General features: G+C 63.6%; 13 protein-coding genes and 1 pseudogene. 3 read left to right on the forward strand and 11 right to left on the reverse strand.

Annotation, left to right across the window (positions count from 1 at the left end):
• Positions 1-30 precede the first annotated feature (30 nt).
• The 11 genes and pseudogenes from PG883_RS00940 to pspA all read right to left on the reverse strand — a co-directional run bounded on the left by PG883_RS00940 (position 31) and on the right by pspA (position 9,565).
• A pseudogene (locus PG883_RS00940) lies at positions 31-518 on the reverse strand (OmpA family protein).
• Positions 519-551: 33 nt separating this feature from the next.
• The gene (locus tag PG883_RS00945; protein WP_270806859.1) at positions 552-1,793 is read right to left on the reverse strand and encodes a diguanylate cyclase domain-containing protein; all 1,242 of its coding nucleotides are present in this window, start codon (positions 1,791-1,793) and stop codon (positions 552-554) included.
• The gene (locus PG883_RS00950; RefSeq protein ID WP_029314443.1) at positions 1,790-2,338 is read right to left on the reverse strand and encodes a YfiR family protein; all 549 of its coding nucleotides are present in this window, start codon (positions 2,336-2,338) and stop codon (positions 1,790-1,792) included. The genes PG883_RS00945 and PG883_RS00950 overlap by 4 nt, the downstream gene beginning before the upstream one ends.
• A gap of 192 nt (positions 2,339-2,530) precedes the next feature.
• Complete coding sequence (gene tyrR, locus PG883_RS00955; protein ID WP_010674540.1) at positions 2,531-4,078, reverse strand: transcriptional regulator TyrR; 1,548 nt, start codon at positions 4,076-4,078, stop codon at positions 2,531-2,533.
• 142 nt (positions 4,079-4,220) lie between these two features.
• On the reverse strand, positions 4,221-4,559 hold the full coding sequence (locus tag PG883_RS00960) for a 4a-hydroxytetrahydrobiopterin dehydratase (protein WP_010674539.1): 339 nt from the start codon (positions 4,557-4,559) through the stop codon (positions 4,221-4,223).
• Between the two features lie 41 nt (positions 4,560-4,600).
• The gene (gene phhA, locus PG883_RS00965; protein ID WP_041215282.1) at positions 4,601-5,395 is read right to left on the reverse strand and encodes a phenylalanine 4-monooxygenase; all 795 of its coding nucleotides are present in this window, start codon (positions 5,393-5,395) and stop codon (positions 4,601-4,603) included.
• 166 nt (positions 5,396-5,561) lie between these two features.
• Complete coding sequence (locus PG883_RS00970) at positions 5,562-6,605, reverse strand: YcjF family protein (protein ID WP_201984275.1); 1,044 nt, start codon at positions 6,603-6,605, stop codon at positions 5,562-5,564.
• A 49-nt stretch (positions 6,606-6,654) separates the two neighbouring features.
• Positions 6,655-8,061 (reverse strand): YcjX family protein, encoded by a 1,407-nt coding sequence (locus PG883_RS00975; protein ID WP_201984276.1) that lies wholly within the window; start codon positions 8,059-8,061, stop codon positions 6,655-6,657.
• Between the two features lie 72 nt (positions 8,062-8,133).
• The gene (gene pspC, locus PG883_RS00980) at positions 8,134-8,538 is read right to left on the reverse strand and encodes an envelope stress response membrane protein PspC (RefSeq protein WP_201997396.1); all 405 of its coding nucleotides are present in this window, start codon (positions 8,536-8,538) and stop codon (positions 8,134-8,136) included.
• A 106-nt stretch (positions 8,539-8,644) separates the two neighbouring features.
• Positions 8,645-8,881 carry an envelope stress response membrane protein PspB gene (pspB, locus tag PG883_RS00985; protein WP_005300084.1) on the reverse strand — a complete coding sequence of 79 codons (237 nt, stop codon included), beginning with the start codon at positions 8,879-8,881 and terminating at the stop codon, positions 8,645-8,647.
• Between the two features lie 3 nt (positions 8,882-8,884).
• A complete protein-coding gene (gene pspA / locus PG883_RS00990) occupies positions 8,885-9,565 on the reverse strand; it encodes a phage shock protein PspA (protein ID WP_010674534.1) in 681 nt (226 codons plus the stop codon).
• 196 nt (positions 9,566-9,761) lie between these two features.
• Between pspA and pspF the strand changes: the two genes are divergently transcribed.
• The 3 genes from pspF (at position 9,762) to PG883_RS01005 (ending at position 13,555) form a co-directional block, all read left to right on the forward strand.
• Positions 9,762-10,802, forward strand: coding sequence for a phage shock protein operon transcriptional activator (gene pspF, locus PG883_RS00995; RefSeq protein WP_010674533.1), 1,041 nt, complete (start codon positions 9,762-9,764; stop codon positions 10,800-10,802).
• A gap of 136 nt (positions 10,803-10,938) precedes the next feature.
• On the forward strand, positions 10,939-12,534 hold the full coding sequence (sapA, locus tag PG883_RS01000) for an ABC transporter substrate-binding protein SapA (RefSeq protein ID WP_270806884.1): 1,596 nt from the start codon (positions 10,939-10,941) through the stop codon (positions 12,532-12,534).
• Positions 12,535-12,595: 61 nt separating this feature from the next.
• Positions 12,596-13,555 carry an ABC transporter permease gene (locus PG883_RS01005; RefSeq protein WP_010674531.1) on the forward strand — a complete coding sequence of 320 codons (960 nt, stop codon included), beginning with the start codon at positions 12,596-12,598 and terminating at the stop codon, positions 13,553-13,555.
• Positions 13,556-13,577: the final 22 nt, after the last annotated feature.

Genomic DNA, 13,577 nt, shown 5'->3' on the forward strand with positions numbered 1-13,577 from the left:
GAGCGCCGCGCCGATACCGGCTGACGGGGGTCAGCCATTGCCGATGATGATGGCAACCCGTCGATTTTCCGCTCGCCCGGCAGCGGTCGCGTTGTCGGCGATGGGCGCCTCTTCTCCGCGGCCGCGGATATCCAGGTTCCCCTGTGGCATACCCACCGACACCAGGACATCGGCCACCGACCGTGCCCGCTTGAGGGATAGTTGCTGGTTGTAGGCCTCATCACCGTTGGAGTCGGTATGACCGTCCACCCGGGCCCGGTTCAGTCCTACCTCAATCAGGGCCTTGCCGAGTTTCTCTACCACCTGGCGGGTCTCGGGGTTGAGGGCCCCACATTGTTGGCGAACAGCACCTTGTTGGAGATATCCAGGGTCCATCCCTCGTCGGTCAGGTGAAATCCCTGCTCCTTCAAGGCGGCGATCTGCTCCGCCGTGAGCCCCTGGGGAGGGCTCTGGCACGCCGCCAGCACACTCAGCAACAGTACCACCAGGCCCGCTTTGATCGGGTTCAACATGCGCATTCTTATCATCCTTTCACTATTTCCGGTTTAACTTCACGTGCTCGTTTTTCGTGTTTCTCTCTCCTCCCTGCGTTGTCGTTTGGCTTGATACATGGCGTCGTCTGCCCATTGCAGCAGGGCATCCGCCGTCTTCCCCTGCTCGGGATAGCGGGCAGAGCCGATGCTGATCCCCACCCCGAGATGGCGACCGTCACTCAATACAACGGGGGTGTTCATGGCCTGCTGCACTCGCCCTATCACCTCGCGCACCTCGTCCTCCCCATGGATCGGGGTCAGGAGGATGACGAACTCATCTCCCCCCAGCCGGCAGACCAGATCCAGGGGCCTGAGCTGATGCTGCACCCGCCGCGCCACGGCGATCAGCACTTCGTCGCCGATGCTGTGGCCCAGGTTGTCATTGATCTGCTTGAAACGATCGCAATCCAGATAGAGCAGGGCAAAACCTTCATGCCCCTTGTTGCCTGCCAGGATGGCCTGCACCATGCGAGCCTCGAACAGAGCGCGGTTGGGCAGACCGGTCAGGGGATCATGAGTTGCCTGATGCAGCAGGCTGGCGTTCTCCCGCTTCTGGTGGGCCTGCCAGGCTTCCAGCTCATCGAGCAGCGAATTGAAATCCTCACCCAGCTCGTGCAGCTCGGCGATATTGGCCGCCGGCACCCGCTCCTTGAGAGCCCGCTGGCGGCTGACGTTGTAAGCCACCTCGGTCAGGGCCTTGAGGGGTGCCGTGATGGAGCGCTGCATCCGGCGCGCCACATGGAGTGCCCCGAGAATACTGATGAGCAGGCACACCAGGGTAGCCAGCAAGGTCTGCAATAGGAATCGCAACAGGTACTGGCCGTGACCGACCAGATGCACCCTGGCTATCTCCTTGTGCTCGCGCACCATGGGGAGCGCCACGGGCCCCGGCAGGATCAGGCGGGCCAGGTGCTGCTCCAGGGTGGTCCAGGGGGTAGTGATGTCCCGGCGCCAGCTCGCCAGCACCTGGCCGTCCGGCAGCACTATGCTGGCGCTGGCTATGTCTTCCCGGGAGGTGATGGTCTCCAGGGCATCCAGTGCCGCCTCCTTGTCATGGAAGACCACGGCCGCCTCAGTGGTGTAGCTGATGGCCCGCGCCACCAGCTTGAGGTTGTGATCCGCATAAAGGCGCAGCGCCAGCAGCGCCGTGACGGTCAGAAACAACCCGGCCATGCAGACGGCAGTCAGGGAGATCATCATGTGGGTGCGCCCCAGACTCTGTCGCAGGGTAAGCCGGGGAGTGGCGTGATGGACCGTCATCGCACCTCCTCATCGGCTCGCGCTAGCTTGAGCACGGCCGGGTGCACTCGCACACCGCTGCGGGCCAGCGCATCCAGATTGACCCGAAAACGCACCCTCTCCTCCCCGGCCTGCAGACAGAAGACCGCATCGGCGATGCATTCGCGGCTCTGCTCACTGATGCTGAGGATGGCGTGACCGCGCAGGCGCTCGAACAGGGAGAGGCGCTGTGCCGGTGCCAGCACCCCCAGATAGATGACATCGCAGCGCTGGATCAGCGCCTCATCGCCCATGTCGTAGCGATGCACCTCCACCGGTCGGCCATTGGCCTGCCGTTCGATGGTCAGAAGGGATGACGCATATTCCGTCGGTGCCGTGATGCAGAGCCGAAGTCTGGCGGGCTCGCTGGGCCAGCGGGTGTAACTGAGGATATCGAGCACGGTCTGGCGCACCATGTCACTGCGCGCCTCGGCGGAGGTCGCCGCCACGGTCAGGTTTGCCAGCATCAGCATGCAGCACAGTGGCGCCAGCCACATCAGTAACCGGAGGTAACAAAACATCTGCATGGTGCCCGCGAGAGTGTCAAGGTCGGCGCCGGGGTAACCCGACGCCCATGATGAGAGTGCCTGCATGGCACCGCACCGAGCTTACCAGCCGGGTGGCCAGCCCCCAGAGGCAAGTGGCACGGCTGCGTCACCGGGCGTCGCAGCCGTGCCAGCAAGGCGCTCAATGCCCCAGGCAGACACCGTCCATCGACACTACTTCTTGCCAATCCCATATTCGCGCAGCTTGTTGGCGATGGCGGTATGGGAGACACCGAGCCGCTTGGCCAGTTGGCGGGTGGAGGGGAACGCCGGGTAGAGCCGCTCCAGCAGGCGGCTCTCGAAACGCTTCACCGCCTCGTCGAGCCCCCCTTCGAACCACTCGTCGATGAGCGGCATGGCATCGGCCGCCACCGGCAAGTCCACGTGCTCGGGTCCAATCTCGTCCCCTTCCAGCAGGGTCATGGCCCGATAGAGGCAGTTGCGCAACTGGCGCACGTTGCCGGGCCAGCGGTAGGCGGTGAGGTACTCGGCCATGTTGCGGGTAAAGCGCGGACGCGGGCGCTGCAGTTCGCTGGCAAAGCGCGACACGAACTGCTGGGCCAGGGCCATGATGTCCGCCTTGCGCTCGCGCAGCGGCGGCAGATTGAGGCTAAGCACATTGAGGCGGTAGTAGAGATCTTCGCGAAACTTCCCTTCATGAACCAGATCCAGCAACTGCTTCTGGGTGGTGCAGATGAAGCGCACGTTGACCCTCACCTCCTGCTCGTCACCGACCCGGCGAAACACGCCATCTTGCAGCACCCGCAGGAACTTGGTCTGCAGATGGGGGGACATGTCGCCGATCTCGTCCAGCATCAGGGTGCCGCCGCTGGCCAGCTCCAGCACCCCGCGCTTGCCCTCGGTGTTGTTGCCAAAGGCGCCGGGGGCATAGCCGAACAGCTCGCTCTCGGCCACGTTGTCCGGCATGGCCGCGCAGTTGAGCGCCATGAAGGGGTGGCTGGAGCGCAGGCTGGCGCCGTGGCAGGCCCGGGCCAGCAACTCCTTGCCGGTGCCGGTCTCCCCCACGATGAGCAAGGGAGCGTCCTGCATCGCGAGCTTGGCTGCCTGGGCCAGCACCTCTTTCATCTTCTGGCTCTCGGCCTGGAGGTGCTCAAAGCCCCCCACTTCCACCGCGTGCAGGGCACTGAAGTGCATGCCGACCCGGCGGGCGGATTTGAGCACCACTACGGCGCCGGCCAGAGCCTGCTTGCCCTTCTCTTCGGCCACGAACAGCGGCATCAGATCGCCCAGGTACTCTTCGCCACCGAGGCTCAGCTTGCAGGTCTGGGGCTTGATCTCCCCCGACTCCAGCCAGCGGCCAAACGAGAAGCCCTTGACCAGGGAGGCGATCGCCACGCCGCGCACCTCGTCCGGTGGCAACGCCAGGGTGGTGAGGGCGGCCTGGTTGGCCTGGGTCACCCGCCCCTTGCTGTCGAGGGAGAAGACCAGGTCCGGCAGCGCCTTGAGCAGGGCCTCTATCTCGTGGTGTTCCCGCTCGGAGGGCATGTAGGGGATGGTCTTGACGTCATAGACGCCGGGAATGCGGCGAATTTCCGGCATCAGATGCTGAAAGTCACGGAACTCCAGCTCGGGGAAATTGAGATAGATGATGCCTGAGGTATCGATTTCGATGCCGCGCAGATCGATGTTGTGCTCCACCAGTCGGTCGAGCAATTCCCGGGTCAGGCCCAGACGGTCTTCACAGCTGACTTCAAGACGCATTCGGCACACACTTCCTAGCTAACATTCTGAATAACGGGATAATACAGACTCGATCCCGCCAGTGCGAGCGCTCCCCCATAAAAATGCGGGCCTGCCCCGCTTTCACCGGGCAAGCCCTGTCTGCGTTGGCGCCAGATGGCGGTTACTTCATCAGCCCGTCGGTGCGGGCTGCCATGATGAAGTCGTTGCGATGCAAGCCGCCTATCTTGTGGGTCCACCAGCTCACGGTCACCTTGCCCCATTCAAGCAAGATCGCCGGATGATGGAACTCCGCCTCCGCCAGTTCTCCGAGGCGGTTGGTGAACGCCAGCCCCTCCTTGAAGTTGCGAAACACAAATTCACGGCGCAGTTGCAGCTCGCCGTTGACCACCAGGGGCTGCCAGTCGGGGATGAGATGCATCAGCTCCCCCAGCTCCTGATCGCTCACCCTGGGGGCATCGGCGCGGCACGCCTCGCATCGTTGACTCGCCAGTTCAGTCATTCGGGACTCCTTTCATGAAACATCGTGGGAATGAATTCGGGTTAGCTCGCCTGCTTGCCGGCAACGGGGGCAAAGCGGGGTGGACGCAAGCCAAGACGACGGGCCTCGGCCACGGCCGCCATGATCCCCTGCCCCTCCAGACCATAGAGGGTATCGAGACGAGGCAGCACGAAATAGGTCGGCTGCATGATGTCGATGCGATAGGGGGTACGCAGGATCTCCAGCAGATCGAAGGGCTGCAGCTCGGGCTTGCCCGAGAGGGCATAGGCGGTCTCGCCGATGGAGGAGAGAATGCCGCCGCCGTAGATACGCAGCCCCTCCTCCCCCTGCAGGAGACCGAACTCCACCGTGAACCAGTAGAGCCGCGCCAGATAGACCCGCTCCTCCTTGCTCGCATGGAGTCCGAGCCGACCATACAGGTGAGTGAAGTGGGCAAAGGCCGGGTTGGTCAGCATGGCGCAGTGGCCGAAGATCTCGTGGAAGATGTCGGGCTCTTGCAGGTAGTCGAGCTCGTCCCGGCGGCGAATGAAGGTGGCGACGGGAAAACGGCGATCAGCGAGCAGCGCGAAGAAGTGATCAAAGGAGATGAGGGCCGGCACCGCCGCCACCGACCAGCCGGTGGCGGGCATCAGGGCAGCGTTGATCTCGCCTAGCTGGGGGATGCGGTCCAGAGGCAGGTCGAGGCGTGCCAACCCGGCCTGGTATTCGTCGCAGGCCTTGCCATCGAGCGCCGCAAGCTGGCGTGCAATCAGGATCCGCCAGGTGCCGTGCTCCTCGTCCGTGTAGTGGATCCTGCCCTGCCCATCCGGTTGGCGGGCCGTGTAGAGACTTGCCATGAGTGATCCCATCCTTCGGGTGCCAGCCGCCATCCGGGCGGTCACTGGTCGTTGAGTCATGGGATCACTGTAACGGTTTGCCCCTCAAAAAAGCAGCCGACCCCGGGGTCGGCTGCTTTTGACAATTGTAAATTATTTGTGACATCCCTATCAAATCCCAGTCACCTCACGACTTGTTGAGATAACCCGCCAACTGGCCGATCAGCCGCTTGCGCAACTCCCCCAGTTTCGGCTTCTCGTCGGCACACCAGGGGAGCGGACGACAGGCTTCCATGGTACGCATCCCAAGGCGCGCGGTGAGCAACCCGGCCCCGACCCCTTGGGCGGCGCGGGCGGAGAGCTTGGCGGTCAGCTCGGCCCCTAGCAGATCCATCCCTACCTCGGTCACCAGCTCGGTGGCCCCCGCATAGAGCATGTTGCGAAACACCTGGCGGATGAGGCGGATGCGGCTCCAGTAGCCGAGCTCGATGGCGTAGACATCGGCGATGTCCTCGATCATCCGCAGGTTGCGCCAGAGCATCAGCATCATGTCGACGGTGGCGAGCGGGCTCAGGGCCACCAGCACGGCGGCCTCCCCCGACCATTTGGCGACGCGGGCCTGGGCCAGCTTGTCCCGCTCGGTGAGCACCAACTGGCTGTAGAGGGTCAGCACTTCCCGATCGCTGTGGCTCTCGTCAAGCTGGGATAGCCAGGTGCGATACCCTTCCCGCCCCTTGTCACCGCTCTTCTCGGCCAGGGCCTCGCAGAAGGCCTGCCCCTGACCCACCCCCTGATGGGCCAGCAGACCCTCGGCTCTTGAGCGCACATCCTGGCGCCGCTTCAAGGTGCGCAGCCGCAGCCATTCGCGCCCCGCCACCCCGGCGGTGCCCACCGCCACCAGGCCGGAGGCGAGCAGCCAGGCGCCGCCCCAGAAGGGGGAGGCGGCAAACTGATCCACCAGAAAAGCGCCAAACTGGCCAAGCGACAGCAGCCCCACCCCGCCCAGCCCCCAGGCCAGCAGACGATGGCGGCGCCGAGGCCTGACGGTAAGCGCGGGTTCCACCTCGGTGAGCTCGTCCAGCGCGTCCAGAGGCTCGAAGCTCTCCTCTTCCAGCCGCCGGGCCGGGGCCGGTGGTTGCGCTTCGCTTGCCACCGATGGCGCGGGCTCCAGCGTCACCTTGCCTTGCAGGGGAGCGGCGTCATCGGTGCGCCATCTTGTCTGATCGTTCATCGCATTCTCTCCTGTGGGCGCCCCTCGAGCACAGCGGGTCACCCACCCGTTATTCGAGGTGATCCCCGAGCAGGAATTCCAGCGCCGCATCGAGCCGGATATGGGGGAGCACCTGATGGGCGCTCATGGGCAGCGGGCGAAAGGCCTGAAAATCAAACCCTTGAGTTTTCCACCACTGCGCAGGCGGGATCTGGGCAGGCACCTCCCCCGGGAAGAGCAGCAAGGGTTCGCCCGAGAGGGTAGTGCCACGAATGGCGGGAAATTCCCGTCCGTCTGCCACCCCCTTGCCTACCTCGGTGGCCTTGATGGCGGCCAGCGCCAGGCATTCGGTCTCTATCCCCTCGAAGCGGGCCTGACCCCGGCCACGGCTCACCAGGTGCTGCAGGAGCGACACCAGAGGCCCGTGCTGCTCCGGCGTGACGTGATCGGCCTTGCTCGCCACAAACAGCAGCTTATCGATGCGCGGGGCGAACAGACGGCGCCACCAGTTGCTCTTGCCATAGGCGAAGCTCTCCATGATGCGGGCGATGGCCTGCTGCATGTCACCAAAGCTCGCGGCACCGGCATTGAGGGGCGCCAGGCAGTCCACCAGCACGATCTGGCGATCAAAGCCTGCAAAGTGCTGCTCATAGAAGCCCTGTACCAGATGCTGCTTGTACTGCTCGAAGCGCTGCTTGAAGGTGGCGTAGAGGGTGCCGTCTTCGGGGGAGTGTGTGGGCATCTCCCATACCCAGGGCACGAATTGCAGCAGCGGCGCACCGGCATACTCGCCGGGCAACACGAAACGCCCGGGCTGGATGAGGTGAAGCCCGAGCGCCTGCTTGCAGGCGTGCAGATATTCGGTGTAGCGGGCGGCCAGTTCGCTGGCGGCACGCTCCTCGAAGGCTTGATCTGCCTGCCAGAGCGGCGTCAACCAGCCTGCCGCCAGGGCTTGCAGCTCGGGGCGGCACAGTTGCTCCCGCACCTGCTCGCTCCACTGCTCGTAGTTCAGATCCAGCAGCGGCAAATCCAGCAGCCATTCCCCGGGATAATCCACTAGATCCACATAGAGGGTGGAGATCTCCCCCAGGTGCCGACGCAGCGGATGGCGGGTGCGATAACGGATCTCGAGGCGTACCTCAGCCACCCCCCGGGTCGGCGCGGGCCAGGCGGGCGGATCGCCAAACAGGGCATCGAGGCCCCGTTCATAGGGAAAGGTGGGAATGTGGGCGTTTTGCTGGGGCACCCGGCGAGCACCAAGGATGCGTCCCTGACGCTGGGCGTCCCAGAGTGGCAGACGACCGTCGATGGCCGCGTGCTCCAGTTGATTGACCAGCGCCGTGATAAACGCGGTCTTGCCACTGCGAGAGAGGCCGGTGACCGCCAGCCGGATGTGGCGATCCCGGGCCCGGTTCACCGCGTCAACGGCCTTGTGCTGGAGCACCGACCAGGAGTGTTCAAGTTTGTTGCGTATCAAGGCGGGTCTTCTTCTCCTTGTGATCACATCAGAGAGACGGCCGCGAGGCAGTATCCTCGCGGCCCGGCACGATTAGAGCTTGCTGAACTCCCGTTGCAGGGTGAACTCCTTGGAGGTCACCAGCTTCTCGATGCGCTGCACCCTGGGCTCCAGTGCATCCAGCTCCTGGCCGATGCGGACAAGGGCCTGATGAGGTGTGACGCCAGCCTGCCAGCTGCGCACCTTCATCCGCACCTCGGCGAATTCGGCATCTTCCTGGGAGTAGAGGGTGACCGGCTTCTTGTCGAGCAAGAACCAGGCGGCAATATAGGCGGTGAAGGTGATGAAACCGGCGAAGATGAGACCACTGATGGCCAGCAGCCGCACGATCCAGGTCTCCACCCCGAAGTACTCTGCCAGACCGGCACAGACCCCGGCAATCTTGCCTCGCTGGGGATCCCGGTACAGGTTGCGCCCTTCACGACTGACACTGTTCATACCTTGTTCCTCCAACCGGGGACTTCCGCATCCAGAATCGACGCCAATACGGTTTCGGCCCGCTCCGGCTTTTTGCCACGGTCATGACATCTCTCATTGAAAACCGTCATACCTTGTTTCTCCAACCAGGAACCTCGGCATCCAGAATCGACTCCAGGGCGCCGACCCGTTCCTGCATCTTCTCGGCACGCACCAGCAAGCCCTGCAGCTGTTCACGCTCACCATCGGCAAGACCGGCGCCAATGCGTCCCTTGGCGCGGTAGTGCAGCACCAGCCAGATGGGGGCCACCACCACCATGAAGACCACCATGGGAACCATCAATACACCCAGCAGATCTTCCATCTGTTACTCTCCCTGTTTCGGTGCCGGATTGTGCTGGCCCAGCTTCTGGCGCATGGCTTCCAGCTCGCGGCTGATCTGGTCGTCCGCTTCCAGCTCGGCAAACTGCTGGGCGAGCGCCTTGTCGGACTGCCCCAGATCGGCGCGGGCTTCCATCTCGTCGATGCGGCGCTCCATGCGCTCGAACTTGCTCACCACGGCCTGACTGTCGCCACGAGCCACCTGGCTTTGCACGTTGAGGCGGCTGCTGGCGGCTTCGCTGCGAATGGCCATCGCCTTCTGGCGGGCACGGGCGTCTTCCAGCTTGGCTTCCAGCTGGCGGATCTCCTCCCCCAGCTTCTCGATGCCGCTGTCCACCGCCTGCTGTTCCCGAGACAGGGCGTCGGCAAGCTCCGCCTGTTTGCTCTTCTCGATGAGGGCGGCCCGGGCCAGATCTTCGCGCCCCTTGGTCAGGGCCAGCTCGGCCTTGCCCTGCCACTCGGCGACCCGCTCCTGATGGCGGCTCACCTGACGGCCGATCTCTTTTTGATTCGCGAGGAAGCGGGCCAGGTTGGAGCGCTCCTTCACCAGTTCATCTTCCATCTCCTGGATGATCAGACGCACCATCTTCTGGGGATCTTCCGCCTTGTCGAGCAGGGCCGTCAGATTGGAATTGATGATGTCGGCCAGGCGAGAAAAAATGCTCATGATTGTACTCCTGTGATAGGCATCGGGTTGTGTCTCCATTGACAATGGCAACTTGTGTGCCAATCTGGAACAATATTTAACTTGTTGATTTATATGGGCACTCAGAATGCAGTTCAAGTCCCTGGGAAACAAGTGATGATTAAAATAACCAACTTTTGGTAAGATTAACCAGATTTTTCAACTCACAGGGGCAGGGATGACCACGGCCACGGAAAGTCTGTTGGGTGAATCCAACGCATTTCTAGAAATCATCGAGCAGGCATCGCGCCTCGCGCCGCTGCGCAAGCCCGTACTCATCATCGGCGAGCGGGGGACCGGCAAGGAGCTCATCGCCCACCGCCTACATTATCTCTCGGATCGCTGGGATCAAAGCTTTGTCACCATCAACTGCGCCACCTTGAGCGAGAGCCTGCTAGAGACCGAGCTGTTCGGCCACGAGGCGGGCTCTTTCACTGGCGCCGCCAAGCGTCATCAGGGGCGCTTCGAGCGGGCCGACGGCGGCACCCTGTTCCTCGACGAACTGGCCACCACCAGCGCCCGGGTGCAGGAAAAACTGCTGCGGGTCATCGAGTATGGGGAGTTCGAGCGGGTGGGCGGCGCCAAGCCCCTCAAGGTGGATGTGCGGCTGGTGTGCGCCACCAACGAGGATCTGCCAGCACTGGCACAGAAAGGACGGTTTCGTCACGACCTGCTGGACCGGCTCGCCTTCGACGTCATCACCCTGCCCCCCCTGCGGGAGCGGCGCGAGGACATCCTGATGCTGGCGGAGCACTTCGCCCACGGCATGACCCGGGAGCTGGGGTATCCGCTCTTTGCCGGCTTCTCGCGCAAGGCGACCCAGCTGCTGCAAGATTACCCCTGGCCGGGCAACGTGCGGGAGCTCAAGAACGTGGTGGAGCGCAGCCTCTATCGCCAGGGCAACCCCCAGCTGCCGCTGGCGGAGCTGGTGCTCAATCCCTTTGACTCCCCCTGGCGCCCCCGTGCCCGAGGTGACGCCGCCCCTTCCACCGACGCGCCGACCTCGGCAGAGACGGCCCCGACCCTGCCGCTGGATCTCAAAGGGGCGGTGGCGGAGTACGAGATTAATTTACTCAAGCAAGCGATGCAGCAATCCCAGTATAATCAGCGTAAAGCAGCCCAGTTGCTGGCCCTGAGCTATCACCAGTTCCGGGGGATGCTGCGCAAATATCAATTGCTGGACGGGGATGACAACAGTGGCAACCAGGAGGCGGGCTGATGCCTGGCACCGGGTCTGTGCGCGCGGATAACGCGGCGCACGTCACCCCCGACGGGAGCGCCTGCCCGGCCGCCCCCCGCAACGCGCCCGCCCCCTGGCGGGCAACTTTGTCTGAAAACATGGTTCCAACATGAGAATGCTCATCCCCCTGCTGCTTGGTCTCCTGGTCCTGGTCAGCGGCTGTCAGAAACGCGATGAAGCCTCCAAAACCGGGCTCATCTATTGTGCCGAAGGGGCACCCCGAACCTTCAACCCGCAGCTTGCCAATTCGGATGCGACCCTGGATGCCAGTGCCCGTCCCATCTACGATCGCCTGCTCGAGGTCAATGCCAACACCCTCGGCATCGAAGGGGGGCTCGCCACCCGCTGGCAAAGCAGCGAGGACGGCCTCTCCTATACCCTAACCCTGCGCAAGGGAGTGACCTTCCACCGTACCCCCTGGTTCAGCCCGACCCGTCACTTCAATGCCGACGACGTCCTGTTCACCTGGCAGCGTCTGCTGGACGAACACCACCCCTTCCACGCCGTCTCCGGCGGCGAGTACCCCTATTTTTACAGCCTGGGGCTCGGCAACCTCATCAAGCGGGTCTACAAGAAGGGGCCCTATGAGGTGGTGTTCGAGCTGAACCGCCCCGATGCCTCCTTCCTCGCCACCCTGGCCAGCGACTACGCCATCGTGCTCTCCGCCGAGTACGGGGAGCAGATGCTAAAGGCCGGCACTCCGGCGCTGCTGGACAGCCGCCCCATCGGCACCGGCCCCTTCAGCTTCAAGGAGTATCGCCACAACGAGTTCGTGCGCTACCTGCGCCACCCCGGCTACTGGGGCGGCGAGGCCAGAATGGAGCAGCTCATCTACGACATCACCCCCAAATCCTCCAAGCGCCTTGCCAAGCTGCTGACCGGCGAGTGCGACGTGATGAGCACCCCCTCTGCCAGCCAGTTGTCGGTGATAGACAAAGACTCCCACCTGGATCTGTCGGTGCAGTCGGGGATGAACGTCGCCTTCCTCGCCCTCAATACCCGCAAGGCCCCGTTCAACAAGGTGCAGGTGCGCCAGGCCCTCGCCAGCGCCATCAATGTGCAGAATCTGCTGCAGGCGGTCTATTTCGAGACCGGCCAGAGCGCCGCCAGCCTGCTGCCGCCCCTCTCATGGGGCTACAACCCCTCCCTGCCCCAGCGCAAGCCTGATCTCAAGCTCGCTCGCCAGTTGCTCAAGGACGCGGGCTACCCCAACGGCTTCGAGATGCAGGTGCTGGTGCAACCCGGCGCCCGTCCCTACAACCCGGACGGCCTCAAGACGGCGCAACTGATGCGCAGCGATTTCGCCAAGATTGGGGTGAGCCTCAAGATAGTGCAGCAGGCCTGGCCGGTCATCGAGACCCGGCTCGCCCATGGACAATATGACAGCCTGCTCTCGGGCTGGATCGCCGACAACGCGGATCCGGACAACTTCTTCCGCCAGTTGCTGAGCTGCGCCGCCGTCGAGCGGGGCAACAACTACAGCCGCTGGTGCAGCCCGGCGTTTGATCAGCTGCTGGACGATGCGGTGACCACCCCGCAGCTCGCCTTCCGCCTGCGCAACTATTACTATGCCCAGTCCCTGCTCAACGAGCAGTTGCCGCTCATTCCCCTGGCCCATGCCCTGAGAACCCAGGTGAGTCGCAGCGACATTCAGGGGCTGACCCTGATGCCTTTTGGCGGCACCACCTTCAACCAGGCCCATCGGGAGTGACCATGACAGATAACCACTCCATCGTCGGGCCATCGGCGCACCGTCCCCAGGAGGCATAAGCATGTTTTTCTATATCCTGCGCCGCATCACCCTGCTGGTGATCACCCTCCTGGTGCTGACTCTGGGGGCCTACCTCCTGGAGTTTCGCCTCATCACCCAGGTGCTGGATTTCTGGCACGGCTATCCTGACTTCCTCCAGCGCATCGCCGCTGGGGATTTCGGGCTCTCCAGCGTCTCCGGCCAACCGGTCCTCGACGAGATCCGTCACTACTTCCCGGCGACCCTGACCCTCTGCCTCGCCGCCTTCGCCATCTCGCTGCTGGTGGGCATCCCTCTGGGCACCCTCGCGGCCCTCTATCAGGGGCGCAGCCCGGACCTCTCCATCATGGCCGCCGGCCTCGTCGGCTATGCCATCCCGGTCTTCTGGCTGGGGCTGCTGATGGTGATGTTCTTCTCCCTGGATCTTGGCTGGCTCCCCTCATCTGGCCAGATCAGCCTGCTCTACGACGTGCCCTCCATCACCGGGATCGCCATCGTCGATGTGCTGATGAGCCAGGAGCCCTGGCGGGAAGCTGCCCTGCACGACGCCCTGCGCCATCTGGTACTGCCTTCCCTGGTGCTGGCCGTGGTGCCCACCACCGAGGTGATCCGCCACGTGCGCAGCTCCCTCATCGACGTGATGAAACAGAACTACATCAAGGCCGCCGCCAGCCGCGGACTCTCCCGCCGCCAGATCGTCTGGCGTCACGGGCTCAAGAACGCCCTGCCCCCGGTGTTGCCGCTGCTGGGGCTGCAACTTGGCAGCGTGCTCACATCCGCCATGATCACCGAGGTGGTGTTCGACTGGCCCGGCATCGGCCGCTGGCTGGTGAGCAGCATCGCGCTGCAGGACTATGCCGCCATCCGCGGCGCCTTCCTGGTGGTGGCGAGCTTCGTCATCTTCATCAGCGTCAGCACCGATCTGCTGACCACCATCATGTATCCGGCACGGCGTAAAGAACTCTATGCAAGACAAGATTGATTGCGGTCTGTGGATGAACCAC

Source organism: Aeromonas sp. QDB25, assembly GCF_027707725.1.
Lineage (GTDB): Bacteria > Pseudomonadota > Gammaproteobacteria > Enterobacterales > Aeromonadaceae > Aeromonas > Aeromonas caviae.